The 20,491-nt window shown below is 45.2% G+C and carries 20 protein-coding genes; 11 read left to right on the top strand and 9 right to left on the bottom strand.

Features of this window, described 5'->3' with window-relative positions:
- The first annotated feature begins 6 nt into the window (after window positions 1–6).
- Window positions 7–168, top strand: a complete 162-nt coding sequence (locus HMPREF1487_RS27575) for a hypothetical protein (RefSeq protein WP_010799645.1) — start codon at window positions 7–9, stop codon at window positions 166–168.
- Window positions 169–344: 176 nt separating this feature from the next.
- Here HMPREF1487_RS27575 and HMPREF1487_RS25315 read toward each other — a convergent pair whose 3' ends face one another.
- The 3 genes from HMPREF1487_RS25315 to HMPREF1487_RS26540 all read right to left on the bottom strand — a co-directional run bounded on the left by HMPREF1487_RS25315 (window position 345) and on the right by HMPREF1487_RS26540 (window position 3,402).
- On the bottom strand, window positions 345–1,130 hold the full coding sequence (locus HMPREF1487_RS25315) for a ParB/RepB/Spo0J family partition protein (protein ID WP_010799644.1): 786 nt from the start codon (window positions 1,128–1,130) through the stop codon (window positions 345–347).
- Between the two features lie 141 nt (window positions 1,131–1,271).
- The gene (locus HMPREF1487_RS25310; protein ID WP_010799643.1) at window positions 1,272–2,243 is read right to left on the bottom strand and encodes a tyrosine-type recombinase/integrase; all 972 of its coding nucleotides are present in this window, start codon (window positions 2,241–2,243) and stop codon (window positions 1,272–1,274) included.
- A gap of 541 nt (window positions 2,244–2,784) precedes the next feature.
- A complete protein-coding gene (locus tag HMPREF1487_RS26540) occupies window positions 2,785–3,402 on the bottom strand; it encodes a hypothetical protein (RefSeq protein WP_051370296.1) in 618 nt (205 codons plus the stop codon).
- A gap of 23 nt (window positions 3,403–3,425) precedes the next feature.
- Here HMPREF1487_RS26540 and HMPREF1487_RS25300 point away from each other — a divergent pair, with 23 nt between their 5' ends.
- Both HMPREF1487_RS25300 and HMPREF1487_RS25295 read left to right on the top strand, forming a co-directional pair.
- A complete protein-coding gene (locus HMPREF1487_RS25300; protein ID WP_010799641.1) occupies window positions 3,426–3,641 on the top strand; it encodes a DUF7740 domain-containing protein in 216 nt (71 codons plus the stop codon).
- Between the two features lie 212 nt (window positions 3,642–3,853).
- The gene (locus HMPREF1487_RS25295; RefSeq protein ID WP_010799640.1) at window positions 3,854–4,735 is read left to right on the top strand and encodes a M24 family metallopeptidase; all 882 of its coding nucleotides are present in this window, start codon (window positions 3,854–3,856) and stop codon (window positions 4,733–4,735) included.
- A gap of 229 nt (window positions 4,736–4,964) precedes the next feature.
- Here HMPREF1487_RS25295 and HMPREF1487_RS25290 read toward each other — a convergent pair whose 3' ends face one another.
- Window positions 4,965–5,444 carry a hypothetical protein gene (locus HMPREF1487_RS25290; RefSeq protein WP_010799639.1) on the bottom strand — a complete coding sequence of 160 codons (480 nt, stop codon included), beginning with the start codon at window positions 5,442–5,444 and terminating at the stop codon, window positions 4,965–4,967.
- 230 nt (window positions 5,445–5,674) lie between these two features.
- Between HMPREF1487_RS25290 and HMPREF1487_RS26535 the strand changes: the two genes are divergently transcribed.
- Window positions 5,675–7,030 carry a toprim domain-containing protein gene (locus HMPREF1487_RS26535; protein WP_010799638.1) on the top strand — a complete coding sequence of 452 codons (1,356 nt, stop codon included), beginning with the start codon at window positions 5,675–5,677 and terminating at the stop codon, window positions 7,028–7,030.
- A 119-nt stretch (window positions 7,031–7,149) separates the two neighbouring features.
- On the opposite strand, the gene HMPREF1487_RS25280 is transcribed toward HMPREF1487_RS26535, so the two are convergent.
- Window positions 7,150–7,812, bottom strand: coding sequence for a hypothetical protein (locus HMPREF1487_RS25280; RefSeq protein WP_010799637.1), 663 nt, complete (start codon window positions 7,810–7,812; stop codon window positions 7,150–7,152).
- A gap of 80 nt (window positions 7,813–7,892) precedes the next feature.
- On the opposite strand from HMPREF1487_RS25280, the gene HMPREF1487_RS25275 reads away from it, so the two are divergent.
- The 7 genes from HMPREF1487_RS25275 to HMPREF1487_RS25245 all read left to right on the top strand — a co-directional run bounded on the left by HMPREF1487_RS25275 (window position 7,893) and on the right by HMPREF1487_RS25245 (window position 17,759).
- A complete protein-coding gene (locus tag HMPREF1487_RS25275) occupies window positions 7,893–8,492 on the top strand; it encodes a hypothetical protein (RefSeq protein ID WP_010799636.1) in 600 nt (199 codons plus the stop codon).
- Window positions 8,493–8,503: 11 nt separating this feature from the next.
- Complete coding sequence (locus HMPREF1487_RS25270) at window positions 8,504–9,556, top strand: hypothetical protein (RefSeq protein ID WP_010799635.1); 1,053 nt, start codon at window positions 8,504–8,506, stop codon at window positions 9,554–9,556.
- The gene (locus HMPREF1487_RS25265) at window positions 9,537–10,046 is read left to right on the top strand and encodes a lytic transglycosylase domain-containing protein (RefSeq protein WP_010799634.1); all 510 of its coding nucleotides are present in this window, start codon (window positions 9,537–9,539) and stop codon (window positions 10,044–10,046) included. Before HMPREF1487_RS25270 ends, HMPREF1487_RS25265 begins: the two co-directional genes overlap by 20 nt.
- Window positions 10,043–11,461, top strand: coding sequence for a secretion/conjugation apparatus DotM-related subunit (locus HMPREF1487_RS25260; protein WP_010799633.1), 1,419 nt, complete (start codon window positions 10,043–10,045; stop codon window positions 11,459–11,461). The genes HMPREF1487_RS25265 and HMPREF1487_RS25260 overlap by 4 nt, the downstream gene beginning before the upstream one ends.
- Complete coding sequence (locus HMPREF1487_RS26530; RefSeq protein WP_010799632.1) at window positions 11,458–14,085, top strand: type IV secretory system conjugative DNA transfer family protein; 2,628 nt, start codon at window positions 11,458–11,460, stop codon at window positions 14,083–14,085. Before HMPREF1487_RS25260 ends, HMPREF1487_RS26530 begins: the two co-directional genes overlap by 4 nt.
- A 327-nt stretch (window positions 14,086–14,412) precedes the next feature.
- A complete protein-coding gene (locus HMPREF1487_RS25250; protein WP_010799631.1) occupies window positions 14,413–15,492 on the top strand; it encodes a metallophosphoesterase family protein in 1,080 nt (359 codons plus the stop codon).
- Between the two features lie 20 nt (window positions 15,493–15,512).
- Window positions 15,513–17,759 carry a hypothetical protein gene (locus HMPREF1487_RS25245; protein ID WP_010799630.1) on the top strand — a complete coding sequence of 749 codons (2,247 nt, stop codon included), beginning with the start codon at window positions 15,513–15,515 and terminating at the stop codon, window positions 17,757–17,759.
- A gap of 279 nt (window positions 17,760–18,038) precedes the next feature.
- On the opposite strand, the gene HMPREF1487_RS25240 is transcribed toward HMPREF1487_RS25245, so the two are convergent.
- The 4 genes from HMPREF1487_RS25240 to HMPREF1487_RS25225 all read right to left on the bottom strand — a co-directional run bounded on the left by HMPREF1487_RS25240 (window position 18,039) and on the right by HMPREF1487_RS25225 (window position 20,490).
- Window positions 18,039–19,301 carry a HipA domain-containing protein gene (locus HMPREF1487_RS25240; protein ID WP_010799629.1) on the bottom strand — a complete coding sequence of 421 codons (1,263 nt, stop codon included), beginning with the start codon at window positions 19,299–19,301 and terminating at the stop codon, window positions 18,039–18,041.
- Window positions 19,298–19,531 (bottom strand): helix-turn-helix domain-containing protein, encoded by a 234-nt coding sequence (locus tag HMPREF1487_RS25235; RefSeq protein WP_010799628.1) that lies wholly within the window; start codon window positions 19,529–19,531, stop codon window positions 19,298–19,300. Before HMPREF1487_RS25235 ends, HMPREF1487_RS25240 begins: the two co-directional genes overlap by 4 nt.
- Window positions 19,532–19,757: 226 nt before the next feature.
- The gene (locus HMPREF1487_RS25230; protein WP_010799627.1) at window positions 19,758–20,075 is read right to left on the bottom strand and encodes a hypothetical protein; all 318 of its coding nucleotides are present in this window, start codon (window positions 20,073–20,075) and stop codon (window positions 19,758–19,760) included.
- A gap of 58 nt (window positions 20,076–20,133) precedes the next feature.
- Window positions 20,134–20,490, bottom strand: a complete 357-nt coding sequence (locus tag HMPREF1487_RS25225; protein WP_010799626.1) for a histone-like nucleoid-structuring protein, MvaT/MvaU family — start codon at window positions 20,488–20,490, stop codon at window positions 20,134–20,136.
- Window position 20,491: the final 1 nt, after the last annotated feature.

The following is a 20,491-nucleotide window of genomic DNA, read 5'->3' as shown; positions in this document are numbered from 1 at the left end:
GCCGCCATGAAGGACAAAGAACCAATCGCCGAAGCGGCCTCAGCAGCGGGTAAAGCTCAACTGCCACTGACCAAGGCGTTTGAAATCCTCCAAATCCTGGGATGGTCTCGATTCGACAAGTATGAATCGGACATGCAGGATTTGGGCATTGACCCAACGTACAACTGATCACGGAAAGCAACCGGTAATGCCTTAAGGACTAGAAGCTATTGCTTTAAACTATTCCAAAGGAATCTGATGTTGCGAGTCGCACTCGGGATCGTCTTTTTCGGCGGGTATATAGCAGCTCAACTCTTTACGCAAAGCTTGCAATGCTTCGACCTCTTCCAGAGACATAGTGAGGGTTACACTCCTGCCATCTTCAGCACCTTCAAATTATCTAAGGGGAGGGTGGCCAGACGGGTACGCATAGCTTCAACAAGCTTCTTCCCAATACGGGGAGAAGAGGTAGAGCTAGAGGATACATTCTTCTTGGTGATTTTTTGCTTACCCGACTCTTTAAGTCCTTTTCTCACCATTTCAATAGCCGCTTCTCCATGCATGGCATAGAGCTCAGCTGCGTAGCTAGATGAAACAGCTCCATCTTGTATTAATCGCTTTAGGTCCAGAGGAAGTTCGAGCAGAGACCGTAGCTGGCGAACATGCTCAGCGGTACGACCTATGTTTTGCGCTATCTCAGCATCAGACCATCCCCATGCAGCGAGTCGACCATAGATAACAGCCCGTTCCAGCTGGGATAGCTTCATCCCGTCATTACTGGTTACGATCAAAGCTGCTTGGGCAGCCTCATCACCTTTTATCTCAAGGACTTGGATTTTTTTAATGTCTGCTCCTTCTGACTTAGCCAGGAGGATAGCGCGCCGACGACAGTGACCATCTCGGACAAGAACATCTGCGTTACGTACTTTCACAACTATTGGCGGCACGTAGCGTCCTGCTTTATACGCATCAGCCAGGCTGCGAATATGCGCTGCCACCTCAGGCCGTTCAAAGTAATTTTCAGTGAACGCACCTCGGCTATTGAAGCCTTCTTCTTCAATCAACAGCTCAGGAGCGATAGAGAATAGATCGCTCTTAGATACATCATCCGAAAATGTATTTAGGGCTTTAAGTGAATTGATTTGCTTCATTACCCAGTCCTTAAAAGGTGACTCAAAGAAGAGTGCGTCCATGATTCAGGCGAAACAATTGACAGCCTGCCAGGTGGTCGCTGTGGTCGACTCATTATCAGCGACCACGGAGCTTAAGTCAATTTATCAATCTGGTATTTATTAACTCTTTGCCTTAAAAATATCTTTAATGAGAGAGTCACTGCGCTTGTCATAAATCCTTGTTGTCGTAAGGCTTGCGTGGCCTAGCACACGCTGAGCGACAAGCTCACCATGCTCTGCAAGTATCTCTGTACCAAGGGTTCGTCTCGCATCGTGCGGCCTTACCAGAAAGGGGAGTCCCGCCATAATTGACCGCTGCTCAAGAAGATAAAAGACACCACGGCCAGTCAAAGCTTTACCGGATAGCTTTCCATTTTTACCGATACCACAAAAAAAACTACCTCGAAAAAGCCCATTTCTCCGCCTAACTTGTCGCCATTGAGCAAGGTAGGGCAATGACCATGCGGCAAGATATTTCATCACGCTATCGCCACCTTTTACCCGAACGGCCATTTCACCTTCTTCAAGGTTAATATCTTCATCTAGGACGCTAGCTGCTTCGGCGCGCCGCACGCCAGTACCGAAAAACATTGCTATCAACGCTGCATCGCGAATACCCTGAATTCGCTCATCTTGCATGCAGTTTTCTATCAAGGCCTCGCGGTATTGGAGCTCAACTGATCGGCCCCGACCAACCTTATTAATGCCTCTTGGCATCTTAACTTCTCGAATGAGCGCATAGGTGTTGGCACCCATTAGGCCATTCATGTAACACGCCCGAGCCACGCCTCTCACCGCAAAAAGGTATAAACGAATAGTTCTCACTGATAGATTTCCACGCCAATGATCTATCAAGTGGTGGAGGCTTTCTGGTGTGAGTGCATGCCATGGGACCTCTGCGAGATCTCCGGATACTGACAGGAAGCCCAAATCCTCAGCACAGCGACTAAGCGCATATTTAATGGTCACGCGACTGTTCGGGTTAAACCCTGAGTAAAAGCTGCGTAACGCTTTTGCCACTTCTGCCTGGGTAGGCGGCGTGACTGTCCGAGAGACACTCGATCCAGCCAGAGCTGGCGCAAGCTCATGCATACCATTCTCCTTTTATAAGCCCAAGCACTGATCAATCCTGGAGCTGATAAGGGCATGTCATAAAGCGCCGCTACGTAAAATGTTCAGTACTGGAGCCAAGAAAGCACAGTAGATTTCACGTAGAAGCGCGAGTTACAAAGAATTGCTAGCTTTCGCACATAGATTGTATTTCTTTGCTGTGTTAACCAATTTATTAGAATATTTATCGGTCTTAGCAGTAACCATGATCCCTCGACAGAAAATTCAGCCCAGATCTAACCAACAGCCAGCTAAAGCATACCCCAAAAACATTACTTCCCTAAAGAACCATTTAGGGAAGTAATCTACTTGAAGGTCGCAAGCCTTGGTTGACAGTGCAGGCGGATTCGAGAGTGACTGATCACATACCTGACTCTCAGTGTCTTGGGATATTACTGTGCTGGACCATAAGGTCGACTGTCACGAGTCGATTCATTTATGCAGCGCTTACACGATTCAGGTGCATTGAATGCAGTTGAATCGTGTACTTATCTATCAATAGCCTATTATAGATTAGACGCTCTCAATCGTTGGGCGCCAACTGATCGAACTTGCGTTTTACGGCGCTGTACGCAGGAATAGATAGCGCATGCCTGAACCGTCTAATCGACGCCTGCGAGACACCATATTTCAAAGCAAGTGCTAGATCGGTAATGGTTCCAAGCTCTGCTCTAAGCTCATCTGTAAGTAACTTAGTACTTTTGAACGCTGGAATATTTCTCCGTTTACGCTCCCTGTAGATAACCTCATCACTAGCTTGGTATTTCTTGGCCAGAATCGAGTCAGGACAGGTACCTAGCTCAATAATACATTGCTCAGCAAGATTGGGATGATTGCGTTTTCCTTTCCTGCCTTTTGGCTTAATACCGAGCTTAGTTCTTTTTTCCCATACCGAACGCCTGGCCAAGTTAAGCATGTTTGCAACCTCAACGTCAGGGTATTGGCCTAGTAGAGCGAGGTTTTCCGGAGTCCATTCAAAGTCTTTGCTACAATATCTAGCGGCTTTTATTCCAAGTGACTCACGCTTGCGAGCTACAGTAACATGAGATATACCCAAGTCTCTTGCAATATCAGCATCAGCTGACTGACCGAGCCTTGATAGTAAATCGTCCGTCCAATTTACCTTTTTTGATATAGCCATCTTAAATTACAGGAGTTTAGTCAATGAGATTCTACGATGCGATTCTAACACTTGCACTTGCGGCTGAAATCCATGGCACCGATAAAGCAGTATCTCAGACAGCCAAGCGCGTAGCTAAAGCCTTGCCTGGCCGATACAGGCAGCATATGTATGACGTGATTAATAGCCCATCGCCGTTACGTCATATCAAGCTTTTTCTAAAAACAATGCCCGAGGATATTCTCCAGCATTATGCATAGGCGCTTCTCAGATTGATAAATGCTAACAAAATTTCAGTATTGAGGGAGTGCAGCAGACCAAGGATCCGAAACTTCAAGGAGTATTAAGCTTGTACTGACCTACATTTGCTAGTCCTAGTTAGATTATTTTAACGGCTCTAGGTAGTCTAACAGGTTAATTTACAAAAACACTTAACGAAGCCACTAAATCAAGCCGCAAGACAGTGGAACTCATGGAACATATAATCAAATCAGTTATCTTTGGGCTAATATCATGGAGCTGCTCTCTGCTGGCAAACGCAGATTCCTCGTTACTCGACCGGTACGCTACTAGTAACGCTGCACTGGCCAACCATATTGCCAACTTGCCTGACGACATCATCCTGGATGAAGAAAGACGTATGGGGCCGAAAGCTACTCTGATCCTACGTTCGCTCATACCAATTATTAGTCAAAAACCTAGTGGAGTAGCCATCCAAGCCTATCTGCTACAGCAGTTCAAGGCTCATGACTGGCAGCCAGTACTTGTGGGTTATCAAGGCTATCCGGCTGCTGTTCCCATATCAATCAAGGATGGAGTCCTCAACGGACTCCCTAAAGCCACTTCTATACCAGAATCCACATTAGTTAAAGTTGAATTGGTAGCTGCTTCAAAGCAGGCCTACGTAGCTCAAGCTTGGACTTTTCCAACAGAGAAGGCTACTAAAGAGCAATTAGCGTTACTTGCAGTAGCTCGAAAAGCACTGAGCAATGGAATCAAACAAATTCGTCACAACGCATATTTCGACGACATTGGAAATGCTATAGGGGTGGTACTCGATGCAAACAATGTTCAACCAATTATCGAATTCTGTGGCTACTCAATGGGTAAGGCTCGTATACAGCCGCCAGAAATCATCACGTATCATAACAATTATCCCACTGGCAAACGTATGCAAACAGGCCAAGTCCTTAATATCTATGTGGTAGCTAAACTCGGAAAGCGCGGCATACGTATAAGTACAGAGAACTTCTTTGAGGCTTTCACCAAAGACGGAAGTGACAGCGTCGTGCTTTCTTCAATGGTAGAGGTTAAAGATGACGGATACAAAATGTTAACCAACTACGTAGACTAGCCGCCATCAATAAATATTTACAACACTTGCCACTCTTAAAGCTAGAAACGAAAGCTAAACAGAGAATGACAGGATCTTAAGACGCAGTGTAATTTGTTACTAGCTTTTCAAACTATCAGCAGAAACGCTGGGTTAATAATTTCCGATTATAGCCTTAATCGGAAACCTAATCAGCTTTGATAGTAATAGTGTCCGAGACCGCTTAATCAATAAGCCTACCTCATAAGATTCACATTGTTTTTTCGCTGGCAAAGTTTTTATAGTTATTCTGAGGCTCAAAAGAACTTACCTTATCTGCTGGAGCAATCTGCCCCACAGCAGGCACATATGCCCATATTTCAAGCTCCCCTCTTTCCCTTGCGGCTATAAGTAATGTACCTCCACTTATTACTTCGCATCCCCACCCAACAACCAGTGGTCTAACAACTGGTGCACTGTTTAAGCCAAGTATTAGATTCTCGCTTCCTGATCGATAGAAATCATCGTAGCCCTCGTCTACTAATGAGCTGACCTGAACATATTTGAGCTTGGCATGAGAGTGACGGAAATATTCCGTAAGCACTGTTTCTGGGATAGATCTATGGGAGTAAGACCTTATGAATCTCGCTATCTCAAACTCATTATTGAGAAATGACGGCCAGTTCATATCATAGCCCAATGCGTTAGCTCCGATCTGCTGTCTTGATCTCTCTGGTGGCGCCAGCGTCATGAAGCCTCCTTCTGGATTAGCGATAAGTACCAACACCATTTTTATCGTATATTATCATTGTACCAAACATAAATTACCCTTTATCTATGTCACCCCTACCTCTTGTCGCTTACGAGAGCCTAGATTTCTCTTGATCGCAAGCCAGTTGGGTGTGGTGACCCATAAACAAGCTACCCCTGTAACTCAGGGGAATGACTTAAATTTATCTTACGGCCATAAGGAAGCTGCTAATGACTGATCATGATGATCATGATGATCAAATTGAGCTGCAAAACAAAGCGTTAGCGGTTTCGCGCATCTACTTCCAGAACCATCTTACTAGCCAGCCCGCAGTAACCTACCTGGGTAAAAGGAGTCTCGGAATGCGCGAGACTCGTGCTTTTGAGCTCGGGTATGCGCCGGACTTGGCCCGAGGCCTTGTCGATCATTACTCTTCGCATCGAGTAAGGCTCGCTGCTAAAGACGCAGGCTTACTAAGCACTGTACGTGACACCGCCAGGCTAATCGACTTTTTCCGAGGCCGCCTCATGTTCCCCATCAGGACCGATGATGGCTCCCTGGTAGGATATGGGGGACGAATTGTTGGCGATCAACATGAAGGAATCCCTAAATACATCAATACTCGTGAAACAATGCTTTTTGACAAAGGTAAAATTCTTTATGGTCTTTACCAGCAGAAAACTCAGATTCATGAGCGCCAAGAAGCGATCCTCGTGGAGGGATACCTTGATGTAATACGCCTTTATGCTAACGGGTTCGACTACGCAGTCGCTCCAATGGGCACCGCAATAACTGATTTTCAGATTGATCTTCTAATACAGAATGGCGTAAAGAAACTCTGGGTATGCCTCGACGGAGACGGAGCTGGTCGTAAAGCAGCCCAGCGCAATATTGAATCGATCATGCAACGCTATAGGCCTGAACTTCAGATCATGATCGTCAATCTACCGGACGGAGAGGATCCAGACTCTCTCATCCGAAGCTCAGGCTCTGATTCATTCCAAAGATGTTTGGATAATGCTGTGCACCTACCAGACTTCATCCACCAGGTCTGCATTGAAGGGTTACCTTCTGAGCCTTTCTTAGAGGATAAGGCTCTCTACCTTAGTAGGATGACACAGTACATCGAGCGCTCAGGTGGTTTTCTTCAATATAAGCTCACCGATATTGCGAGCCTTTACACTGGACTTCCGTCAGAAAGCATAGAGGCTGGAAAGAAGCAAAGGATTGCAAATGCAGAGATTTCTAACTGGGCTCCACTTGTGATGATGGCCTCACGCTGGATGATCCATTCGGAGAGCTCAAACCGAATTGCTGCAAAGCTGGCCAATATTTCGGGAACATCACATGGGATACCTGAGCTCGTAGACTTGGCAGCACAGCTAAGGAGCGGCCAAAAGCCAGATGGAGAGCTATATTTATATGCAGTGGCTCACGGCCCGCTTTATGACGAAGAGTTTGATGCTCTTCAATCCAATTGGTCCATGTGGATCAAACGAGTTCAGCTTGACGAAAGCATCCACGCATTGAGTAAGATGCCTCTTAATGAAGAGGCGAAACAGAACATAAGGATGCTTCTACGCTAGGTAATATTGCTCTGAACACTGTTCAATAGTCCTTAGCGGGTATGTTGACTACTCATGGCTCCCAGAGTTTGCACATAAGCTCAGCTCCTTGTGTTTGCCATCTTTACCCTGGGCATGCCCTAAGCCACGACCTTACTTACGAAAGTCTTTTCGAACTGTTCGAGGAGTGAGGTCATAGCGCTAATACCCTCCTCAGGCGAGAAGCCTGAGCCTTTATTAACCTCAATGTCTATTGAGAAAAAACGGAACTGGCATCGCTGACTTTCTGGCACGAGCAAAGGACCGTTTGCTGGATCACCACGATTTAATCGGAATTCAAATGCATCCGCTTTTTTAGACACTCCGTCTTGTATAAAGCCTTTAGCGTTACCGGCAAAAGACAGATCCGGTATGTTCGTATAAACATAAACAAGACCTTTTTTAGTATCCACGCATCCCCTTCTCCAGATATCAATCAGGCCTGGCAAGCAGACAATGCAAGGAATAGCTTCATTGGATAAAGGTAGATCAAGCGCTCCAGCTAGCTCGTCATAAGGGATGAGACCAGCTGGCTTGCCCTCTATACGGCATTCAAAAGCAGCAAGCTTTTGGTTCCAACGCATTCGCACCTGCCGTTCAACACCACTCCTCTCCTTTCCTACAAGGTCAATAGTAATAGTGGCCACAGCCGTCTGAAGTCCGTCCAGTATGGCTTGGATAGCTTGATCTTCGAGTTGAATCTGAACCCACCCTCCTACCTGGTTTAGGCCATGTTCTTGGGGCGAGAGGCTTGCCCGATACATAGAGGTCTCCTATCAATACATCTTCTATCGTATTATATTATTATATCGAGCATAAACCTATACTTCTGAGTAATGCTTAAATGTACACCTACAGTCCTGATTCATTCGAAAAGCTCTCAGAGCTACTCGTTGAACGAGCAAGATCATTGGGGGCATCTGGCTTTTCAATCCATAACGAGGTTATTTCCCTAGAGACCTCGATGGACTCATGCGGGCCGGTCACCTGGGCGTTAGTGCTTCATGCTGATGCTATGACCCGTTTAGCGGGAATCGCACCGCCTAATGCTACAAATATCCTGCCCGTCACCTGCGTAGTTAATCCAGCTGCGCCATTTGGCAACGAGGCTATTTCACAGCCTGGCGCACTCGCCATGTCAGTTGCTTTGAACTGGCTTGACTCCGCATTGGAGCACGCGATCTGTCTTGGCATGCATGCCTACAACTACTCGCCAGCTGAATGGTTGAATCTTCCTGAGGCACAACGAGTAGTCCCTTTGGAGCCATACATTACAGATCTTCAAGAAAACTGGATTACAGAATCCACAGATAATGTTGCACCAAACCAGCTTGTCGATGCTTGGCCGCAGCTTTATGACCATGACCGATTAGAAGCAATTATGTCGAACCGGGGAACCCTCGGAACAAGTAGCCGCGCCCTCAATTTCCCCTCGCTTCGTTAAAGGCGGTTGTGATGTCTATGCTTTTAGATGAATACATGCGTGGGTCTGGATCAGAAGGCTATTTAAGCGATGATGATCTTGAGCGTCAGCTGCAAGCAGGCCAAAGCTTACCCTCTCCCCCTCTTCCTAGCTCTAGGCCCGCTCGAGCTGATTCTGAGCAGGATGCAGCTAGCCTTCTGACAAATGCATTTGCTCAGATAGCAATTCAAGAAGACAAAGAACAGACTGTCGACACGGCTGTGAAAGCTGCGAGCCATGGAGTCAAAGTTCTTGCCCCCCTCCTTACTGCCATAACGAACTGGGTAGACCCTCAAGCTCAAAGCGAGCAGCTTGAACAAGTCATGGCAAAGACTCTCCAGAGGGTCAGCAAAGATGCATTGTACGTCGTCAGTGCCTTTGGATTGGCCTCTGAGGACTCGCCCCCTTGGCTGACGTCTCAAATAAGCGGCCAAATCATGGAAGTGCTTATCCGAGCAATCGAGCGCAATAACGGGTTGGTACTGGAAGATCAAAACAGAGCTTATCTGGCACCTCTTGTGAATCTTGCGAAGCAGGCCGAGGGTATCGCGACCAGTTTTTACAGCAACACCCATGACTCTACATGGCAGATTGTTAACGCCTTGACTTTAGCTAGCGCTGAGGTGATGACGGAATATCAAGCATTTTCATACTTCCATAGTGATCCCCAAGGCATTGCCCAAATGATCACTGATCATCTAAATGAAAGAGTTGTGCTTGGAACACTCGAAGCCATGGAAAAGCGCTTTGGCCTAAGCGAAAGCGAGCGAGCCTACTTAGGTAACTCTTTGATCAGACAGGCGGGACGAATGCTTGCTGAGGCTTGGTCAAGAAATATCAGCACCACGCTAGAAGCAGTAAAGGAGATGCCGAGGGATCTACGAAGAGAGACTGTAGTAAACGGTTATCCGTTAGACCAAGTATTTAGTGATTTCGAAAACATGTATCAAGGGATTGAAGTTTCAGCGATTAGTGCCATCCGTTCGCTTTCTCCTCATCGTGAGAAACAGTCTATGAGGGCAGGTTATGCTAATCGGATGGGCTAAGCCTTTTGTATTGGCTCTCGTTACGGTAGTCGCCTCAAGCTTCGCAGCGCAAACGATGGCTGCTCCTTTAGTCCCCTTAACAGCTCAATGTGTTGAGACGGCAGCGAAAAGGAATGGCATTCATCCTGACATTCTTTGGGCAATATTAATGGTTGAGGGTGGATCGGTTGGCCGAAATAGTAAGGCCAATACTAATGGTACCTACGACATTGGACCTTTCCAGATCAACTCAACGCACAGACAAACCATTGCTCAGCATGGAATACCAGAATCGGTCTTGAGAAATAATGGCTGTGTAAACGCTGAAGTAGCTGCCTGGCATCTGAGCCAGACCTTGACTGATGAGGTTATGAGTTCGGTTACTGACGATGAGTCGTACCTGCGCGCCATAGCGAGATATCACTCAGCGACACCACAGTACAACATCATTTACGCAAAGAAATTACGCATTGCTTTTGAGCGAATTTATGCTTCTCAGGAGGCTAAATGAACGATCAAAGAGGCAGTGGCATGGCAGAGGTCGCTTTCTTTGGCATTTTGCTGATCCTTTTCTTAGGCGGTACCTGGTACATCCTCTCGCCTTACATCATGTGGCTCACCTTGTATGTGAGTTATTGGGCATTTGCTATTTATGAACACCTTTCCTGGTTGATGAGCCAAACCGAGTTAAACACAGTTATTGCTGCTCGTAAGGCAATACCGTCTATGAGTCCGGCTCATCATGGAATTTCAACACTGCTTAAGCTCATGGAGATACATGGGTATGTGTGGCGCTGGATTGCTATACCCTCCATGCTATGGCTAGGCTTCGTGGTTAATAAAGGTGTAGTACGGTTCAAATATAAGCGAGAGATTAAAAACGTCTACGATTTAATCGAGATACAACGGAAGCATTTTCCGGCCTCGGCAATCATCTACAAGAAAGACCTATTAGCTGAGCATCCGTATATAGGGCCTTGGGCTACATATGCTCTACCTTTAGACTTTGCACTAGACAATCAAATGCTTTGGACCTCCAAGGAACCTATCTCGGCAGATACTCCTGTTGATGAAAAAAAGATGGTTGTTATACCGTCTTTTAGCCCTGATCAAAAGAAAGTGAACTTTCCGACTAAGCGAACCCTGTTGCCGCACCACAGGTATGTTGCATTCAACATACCACAAGCCTTTAAAACATTTTCATCGCAATTAGGACCATTGTGGAGTGGCTTCGAAAAACTACCCCCTTTAGAGAAAGCTCTTTATGCAATTCTTTGTATATACGCCGCTGGTGACGAAGCAAAAGGATGGGAAGTTGTAAAGCAGATAGCTTTCAGTTTTAACGAAGGAGAGCGTGATAAGAAAGGTAGACTTCTTACACCTCATTTCGCTGATACTACAGGTATTGATGAAATTCTAGAGCAATATGGAAGCAACCCTGAAGTCACGAAGATAGAAAAGTTACATGCACATAAAATTAATGTAATGACAGGAGTTCTGCGCTTGGGTAGAGATAAAGGTAGGTTGTTTCATTGCAACTTGCTTTGGCTTAAACCTGTCAACAGAACTCTTTGGTACGCTCTTTCTGGTCAGGGAGGAACTGCATGGTTTTGGGAGCAGGCAGGTGCGTGGTCACATGCTCAAGTAGAAATAATGATTGGTAAGAAGATATTAAGGCCAATGGTTGCTGGTGCTATAGATCAAATGCGTGATGTGCTCTCACGTGAACATTGGATAGATCCTGGTGAGTATTCCGAAGCTGCGCAACAAAGACTCGTACAAGAGGCTAATGAGGTCATAGAGATTGCTCGACAGCAAGCGGCAGCTGCCGCCAAGACTAAAGCTGGCGCCCCCTTCGGAATGAGCTCCTATACCGCCCCGCCCATCAACACAAACCGCCACCGAAAAGAGGATGACGAGCCATGAGTAGCGTTATCCGTAAGCAAGACGAAATCAAACAAAACAAGGTTATTATTGACCCAAGGTCCTTTTGGGCAAAAATCTGGGACGGACTGGCTCTTCCGTGGCTACCATTCGCGTGGGGCTTCACCGCTTCGATGATAGTACTTTGGTGGCCTGGATTCATATTGGTTGGGTTCATTATCCAACTCATCCTTTGTTTTGCAGTTTTGTCTAAGCCAGACGTTTTACCTATACATCTGCCTATAGAAGCAAATAAGGTTGATAAAAATGATCCCAAACCAGCTGGTTCGGGGTTTTATAACGCAAGAGGCAGTTTTTATATAGGCTACGTAAGAGAGCTCAGGACAGAGATTTGGGTAAATTTTAAAGCATTAACACAACATTTTTTCATATTTGGAACTACTGGCGCCGGAAAGACAGAGAGTATTGTCTCCTATATTGCAAACTTTCTTAGTGTTGGTTCAGGTGTTGCTTTTCAGGATGCCAAAGCTGCTCCTAAAGCAATGATCCAGCTTGCCACGTTATGTCGTATATTCGGTAGAGACGACGACTTCCGAGTTACTAACTATATAACAGGGCTTAGTTCGGAAAGACGTGACCCCGCTGAGCGGGTCTCAAACGATGCTGCGATTTTTGCTCGTGGCTCGGCAGAATCAAACACTCAGCTACTAGTTTCTCTAATGCCACCAAGCGAGGGGGATAATAAGATATTTGCTGAGCGTGCTATTGCGCTGGTATCAGCAGAAATGCCCGCATTGACTGACCTACGCGATTTAGGAAAGTTACAGATTGATCCTGGGATCATTCGCCGTTACATGGGCTTCAAACAATTTATGGAGCTCTACCGTAACAATAATATCTCTAAGAAGAGCCGGGACGCGCTGCTTGGTTATCTTGAGTCCTTACCCGGCTATGACGACACAAAAGAGATAAGTCAGCAGCCAGAGGAGGTAACACGCCAATTTGGTTTTGCCCAAGCTTATTTTACACGTGCGCTATCATCTCTTTCTGATACCTACGGCCACATTTATCTCGTTGGCCAAGGGGAAATCGATTATCAGGATGTCGTCCTTAATGGGCGAGTTTTGCTCACGCTATTGCCGTCTATGGAAAAATCAGGCGATGAATTAGCAAACCTCGGCAAGATAGTACTCACAGCAACCAAAAACGCCATGGTTGTAGGCTTGGGTACCGTCTTTGAGGGCAGCGCTGATGACATTGTGCATAATCTCCCTACCAACTCCGAAATTCCCTTCGGCATCATGAATGATGAAAGTGCCTATATGCTCGTTGAGGGCCAGGAAATGGCCAATGCCCAAGGACGTGGACTTGGCTTTGCTGTATTTACTGGCACACAGGATGCCCCAGGCATGCTGGAGAAAATTTCGCGAACCACTAAACAGATCATCTCGAACAGTGCTTTTAAGCAGTTTATGTATCTCGATGACAAAGAGACAACAGATTTAGCGGTAGAGCTTAGTGGCAAAGCAGATGTGCTTGTACGAAATCGCTATGAAGTTGGCGGAGATCTAAGCAACATCTATTCAAGTAAAGACATAAGCCTTGAGCGTAGGGATCGCTTGGATTCTACTGCTATTAAATCGCAGGGCCTTGGCCAAGCCTTCATCTCATATCAAGGAAAAATACATCCGACTCAAGTTTTCAACCATGGAATACAGGAAAAGCACTCTGATCCACGTATGTGCTATCTGAGCCATTGGTACTCGGTTCGTATGGCTAAACTCCGTCTACCTGACGAGGCAATGGTCAAGCGATTGATTGCCCATGACCCTCGCCCTGAATGGTCTGATCTCTTACTCATGGTGAACGATGATTCACGGGCCATGCTTAAGGAGATGACCACTTACTTCAGCTCAATGCAAACGATCAACAGGATAACGGATCGCTTCAAGATATTTGAATACGAGAAGCCAACCGGCATCCTTAAGACTATCTGTGAGAACCCTCCAAAAGCTTATACAGAGACAGCTCAGCTTTATGCATTGTTGCTGAAATCTCATGAAACAGAGCAGACGCAGCTGCGCAACCTCGGCGACCAGGCGGGGCTGGATGCAGCCTTGAATGATCCCGATATCTTCAATGCTCCTCCCGTTGTATTCCCTGATGATGCTGGTGATGGCGCAGGATCTGGCGACACAACTATGCCTAAAGTGGCGCAGGTCGATGATCCGCTAGCGAGTTTCCTTAGCGGACTCGATGCAGAAGATGATGCAATACCTGGAACGCAAGCTTTCCCTGACGAGTACGATCACTGGGCTCAGATAGGGCAGGATCAGACCACTGAAGCGAGTGAGCCTTACCCTGTAGAGGAAAATGAACTGCCGAAGTCTGCGCTTGCATCTGCGGTTGAGCGTAACCTAATCAACATGCCCTGGATGGCCAGTACAGTCGATTACACGCAAACTCATCGTGCCCTAGTGGAAACGGAGAGATTTTTTAATGACGACGCTGCGGAAGCTGATAAACGGGTTACTGAGTCTCTTTCCTTACTTGGCGATAGCTTCGAGTATCCAATTACACAGATGCCAAAAGAGAAATTTGAGCAAACAAAGATCTTAGACATGCTGGAAAGCTTCAAACTATCGAACCTCGGCAGCGACCGTTGATTCACACCCCCTGCATTCTCTGATCGAGCGAATGCTGTATCTAAATGATACTCATTCGCTCGATTGAGACTATTGTTTCGATGCTGACTAAAAAAGTAGCACTAACAGATACTGGCTAAACGATAAAAGGCTTGCTGAGATTAACGTATCTTTTGTAGGCTGTGCTCTGGAAAAAATTTGAAGGTTGACTACTCTTAATTCTCATATTTCATCGTTACCGAGTTTGTTATTCAGAAGTAATGATAGCTGCCGTTAAGACAATCTCAACCAACTGGTTATCTTGATCGGCTCGAACACATCAAAGATCATTTAACTAGGTAGAAAGCAGTGACTAGCGGAACATTTAGCTGGCTACATATTAGCGATTTTCACGTTGGGATGAACGGAGCAAGCGAACTTTGGATTCAGGTCAAGGAGCAATTCCACAACGATATAAAAAAGTATTATGAAAAGAATGGAAAGCTAGACCTGGTTATTTTTTCAGGCGATCTAACACAGAAAGCTGATCCTAAAGAATTTGAAGCTGTAATTGAAGAAATTCATGAACTTTGGGAACTATTTAAATCACTCGGTGAGCCACCTAAGCTATTTGTTATACCTGGAAACCATGACTTAACTCGCCCAGGCGCTGACTCAGCACTGCTTCCAGCTCTTGATAACTGGCGCAAACGCGAAACGAATATAAAATCTTTACTAGAAAAAGATGAACATCCTTTTAGGAAAGAAATAAAAGCAGCATTTCAAAATTACACCTCTTTTATTGAAAAGCTCAGTGATAATGACATTCCATTACTAATTGATCATCATGGCGTCATTCCTGGTGATTGTTCAGGTGTTTTAGAAACTAATGGCCTTAAGATAGGCCTAGTAGGTCTTAATACTGCCTGGTCTCAATTGGAGTCGACCAAAACGAAAGGAGAGTTGGAGTTTTCGCATTCACAACTTCATAAAGCTGTAAATCAGTCAATAAGCAAGTGGACTCAAGCCAATGATATCAATATCTTAGTGACACACCACCCAGTAAACTGGCTTACTAAAGCTGCTATTGAGGAGTTTAACGATGAGGTTAATCCGCTAGATCGTTTTGATGCACATTTGTTTGGTCATATGCATGAGCATGATGCTCGGATCCAAGAGTATAGTCAAAGCTCACGGAAAAGAGACATTCAAGTTGCCTCGCTTTTTGGCTTAGAGAAAGTAGGGATCGACAAGACTGATAGGGCCCACGGGTTTTATTTCGCCAAAGTAATTGGTGACTCCAATCAACTGTTGATGTGGCCAAGAATAGCAAATAAGATTAATGCTGGAGGATGGCGTATATTTGCAGACAACTCTGCTCTCCCAGAGGGCGGTGACTGTATTACCCATACGTTCCATATTAAGAGTTATTCAAAAAAAAAACCCTAGTTAATGAATCAGCAGGTGATTTGGGTAATCTTCTTGCTTTTCATAGTACGAAACATTTCCATATACTTGCAAATTTGCGTCACTCGATTCCTCTCTTTCAAGAATATATGCCCATTAGCTCGGGCAAGCATAAGATCGATAACGCAGTCTCTTGCCTTCTGGAGACTCGAATTTGTTGGGTCGTTGCTTCTTGGGGAATGGCTGGCGAGGATTTCTTATCGTGTGTTGAGAAAGAGCTTGGGGATGGTAAGCGGACCTGGTACCGCTTACCTACATCTGGCTATTCAAGCCAAAAAGATTTTGAGCAGCTATTAGATCGGGAGTTTGGATGCTCAATAGTCGATCTATGTAATCTACTCTCAAGCAAGGATGATGTTGTCTTATTATTAGATGATGCTCCATGTAAAAACATGCAGTCTGGTAAGAGTGGGGTTAATGAAATAACAAACCTTGCTCAAACAATCCTTGATTATTGCATACACTTACGTGTAGTTATAAGAACTACCGGTTTAGCTGAGGATTGCGAACTCAAACCCATCGTTCTTGAACAGATGGACGAAGCTGATTTTAATCAATATTTGATAGTTCATCCACAAGGGAGCCGTGTCACTGAGTCAGGTATGCGCCCCGAGGAATTATTTAACCTTTCCAAGGGAGAGCCGGAAACTATAAAGAAATATCTTGGACTCCTAAAATTTGTACGTCCCGAAAATTTGGACTTCGAAGAATCATCAGCTGCTGAGTATAAAGGCCCTGAAACAAGCGTAGCTCCCGCTTCTCTGGTTTCGTTGATTCAGGAATTGAAACAATCCAACTCTAATCGACTATATTTATTGCTTGAATGTTTGTCTGTATTTTCAAACGGGGAAGATATTTCAAATATACGTAACTTTAGGCAAGATCAACCGTTCTTCCCCAAAATGGCAGAAGCACTATCTGATCTTGGGCTTATTGACGTGGCCCGCTTCTCGTTTTTTAAAAGTGAGAATCAAGTAGCTCCTAAGGTGTCGGTTGTCAAAAGGCTAATTCAAGACTATATAAAAGATAACTTAACGAGAGAGGAATTAACTAGCTTAAACAACAACGCTCTCGCCTTATACTTTGGCAGGGATTGGATGCTTGGACGCTTCAAGTTAAACGCCGAATTCAATCTCGACAGAGCGAATCAAACGTCTTTCGCATTTCAGAACGCAGCAACTCTTATACGCCGTTTGGTAAATGATTCATTAGCATCTGGCGATAATCGCGCCATTCAGAACAGCTTATCGCTATTAAATTTTTATATTTCTAAGCTGAACAATGCATCACAGTTCAGGTACATCTGTGACACATGCCATCAGCTAATAAAAAAGCTGATTGAATATGGTTACTCCCCAGCGGTGCAAGATATTGTTTTCTTGTACTCTAAAAGCTTACGCATGCTTGGAGATTCTGAGCGGGCATCATCAATTAACTTGGATTTGTTAGGCTCCGCGCATCTTGAAAAGAAATTCAAGGCAAAAGTATTGCTCGACCTTGCGTTCTGCTATGAAGCATTGAATGAGAACAGCAATGCCTTGTCGGCAGCTAAGCAAATTCTTGGTATTAAAGACCGATCCGCATATCACTATCAAGCCAAGGCAATTATCGTAAGTCTCGGTAGCGCCCCTGACAAACTTCACCAACTCCGCTCAATTGAGAAAACCTGTAGGAATAAAGGCTACACAATTGCAGCAAATAATATTGCGCTGCAAATAGTTTCTGAATATGAAACTGAGTTTCGTCGCAAAGATCTATACAAAGAAATAGCATTATTGGCAAAGAATGGCAACGATGGCTATAACTTTATAAAGGCCACAGTGAACTACTCAAAATTAGTAATTTCTCAGCGAGAAAATTTATCCTCCAAGGAATTGCTCAACTTAATTATGTCTTACCATTATCTATGCTCGCAAAGGATGAAAACCCTTTTTAATAAAGCTCACGATTGCCTATGGGAAGAATTCGAACATAGAGGTGATCCATCAAGCTTAATAACATTATTCAAACAGAGCTCACTTTTATTCAGACTTCAATCAGACGATGCCCGTGAGAGAAAATATTTAACGCGCCTCGCTAATATACCTAGCCCACAATTGCAAGCGACTCTTTCAATGGCAACAGAGTCAGAGAAAACCTACTTGGTTAGCCGTTTTGTGCGTCTAGGTTATATGTCAATTAAACAAGGCAGCGAAGCCTCTCAACTTAAACTGCTTGGTACAGGTAAGACTTCACAGAACTATGTTTAGGCCGTGAGGTATTTCTCTATTGCCCTTTTCAAATGAGAAAGGGCAATAGTTTTTTTCAGTTACAGTCTATACGAGATGAATTAAATGCCGCTCACTCAACTTTTGATTCAATCCTTAGGTCATAATAAGAATCAATCAATATTTGGATATTCGAATTCTAAAGCAAGATATTATCAATTTTTGCTTCTAATTGATTGCGCCTTAATTATTAATTTCCTTTATCTTCTTTAGCTTTTACTCTGCAACCACCTCAATACGGCAGCATACTCTTGTACTTTACTAAGCGACTAATCTAGCCCCCATATCACGGATCACGCCATGCACAATTCGACGGAGCAATCGATGCTCTCCAGCTAAAGACTCTTTCTGAGTGTAAACAAGTAAATCACTCGCAGCTGCTATCGTTAAGCTTACAATCTCATCTATAAGTTTTCCTGCAATCCTAGTTGTTAAACCCACACAAGTACCCATATACAATACTCGCTCCCTTGTTACGTCGCCGAACGTATTCATATTTTCGACCTTCCATGTCATATCAGCATTGAGCCAAGGGGTTGGATCGTCTTCGCTCCTTGAATATATGGCAGTACACAATAGATCATAGTGTGGCGCCAGCTCATAGCCATTTGGCGTTACATAGAAAGACAAATTCTTCAGGTGCGAATCATTGTTACCAACCAAAATGTTGAAAACGAGCCATTTGAATAGCTGTATGCGCGCATCCCCTTTACGACGACAAAACTCAATAACGCGGTTGAGAGTTTCCATCGTAGCTAGTTCGTATTTGTAATGGCGATCTAAGGTTAGGAGTTGGCAGGCGTCCAACACATGGAGGCGCTGTATCTGGTCGCCTTCAGTTGTCCGGTCGAAACGCTCTATCAGGTATACGGGATCTGGCACACGACGCATATGTACAGCAGGAACGTTCAGTTTTGCTCGCCTGGCCAAGGTCATCACAAACCATTCATTAGCCACGCTATTATCGAAATGGTCTACGTTTTCATGGTTGGGCTTCAAGATATGAGTCGATGGCTGACTGCCTACGGGCTCATACAATGTCCCGTCCTTGACCACTACTGGAAGCTTATGCTGCGCCCCTGCAAGCGACATACGCTTAGGAGCACCTGTAGCTAGGGATACCCTCGGTAAATTTCGGATTCGCTCGCTGAGCGCCTCGTCAGGCAATGGCTGCATTCCGCCCTCGGGAATGACTTCTAAGCTATTCAACAGAGTGATAGCGCCTGCGGACTCTGCCCCATAATGACTAAGAAGGCTAAAAGCATCGGCCTTGTCAATTTTGGCGTCAGCAGCGAGTAGGTCCCGAGATTGCTCTTCGGGCAAAAGATTATCGAAGAACCACTGTACCGGCCTTACTGATGACCCATCCATGATCTTACCAGCAGAGCGCGACAGGTCAGGGCAGAGATCATAGGACGTGGGGCTCTCTATCCACTTATTCGTGTATTCAAGCGCCCAAATACCGTTTTGATCGGTCAAACTAGCGACATGGGTGTCATTGATAATTAGCCTTAGCCGCCTCATGACTTGGGCACATCCAAGTAAACATGAATGCCCAGCTCATCGAGCAGATGCAGAACCGTACCTAGAGACACTGAGGGATTTCCCTTCTCAATGCTTCTTAGCAGGACGTGGCTCTTCCCAATAATGTCGGCCATGTCCATTTGCCGTAGGTTTTGCTGCTCTCTTGCTGCTAGCGCAATTTTGCCGATGTCTTCTGCTGTGCGAACCCGCACGTAAGTTGAGTTAGTCATAGCCTGTCCGAATGTAAACTATAGCTTACATTACGTGTCTGAAGCTGGCTAAGTCAACGAAATATAAACTATTCTTTACATTGCTAGGGATTAAAGACAGTTCTCTAGCTTTTCTAAAGCAAAGTTTACAAAGCGATGTGACCTTACAACTAAGATCAGCGGTAACCACTAGAAATCATGGTGCGCTTTTAGAAGGTAACGGCTGTAGGGATCACTCAGCTAAAGGCTAGGAATTCTGTAACTCAACATGCCACCGGCTCGACTCTTTATCACCAGGGTAGCGCCAGCCAGAACCTGCAATCATTGTCAGCCCCTCTGATGGATCAGAATAAACACGGCAGGTTAGCTCAGCTATTTCTCCATCCGGCTGTGATATGGCGGTCCCCTTAAATAAGGTGCCATCTACACGCTTGACTCTCACCGTATAGCGATAACCATCGCTGTGATTCAAATCGAAAGCAATTTCAACGCCGTTGGACCCAATGATGGCGCCAGAGACCTCTTCGCCTACACCAAGATCATAGTATCTAGCGCTTATAGTCATAGTCTGTCCTCTCTAATCTATAAAGCGTTGCAATGTCCTAACCTAGCGGCAGTGACTGTCATGCTTCTGGTTGGACCCAAGAATCAACAACTTCTTTTCCATACTGCGAGATCCAAGCTTTGAGGATTGGGTGTCTCAGTGTTTTAGCTACGACCCGTTCGCTTGTTCGAGGGTTGATATAAACCTTTTCACGGGATCGCCGCTGCTTACGCTCGCTTCCATTCAAAATATTTGCAGGGTCAATAATCGAAATGATTTGCCCTAAGTCAGTCCCATATTCAGCTACTAGCCGTTTGAGCTTTTCAGCGAATTCAAGATCTCTTTTGAGGGCATCGTCTTGTTCAAGTGCGGTTATCTCTCTAGTAAGCGCTTCAAGGGCTCGTTTCTTTTCAAAGTAAGTCTGTAAAAGGCTCATT

Source organism: Pseudomonas sp. HPB0071, assembly GCF_000478505.2.
In the GTDB taxonomy this organism is placed as follows: domain Bacteria; phylum Pseudomonadota; class Gammaproteobacteria; order Pseudomonadales; family Pseudomonadaceae; genus Chryseomonas; species Chryseomonas luteola.
This window is presented reverse-complemented; position numbering and strand designations above follow the sequence as displayed.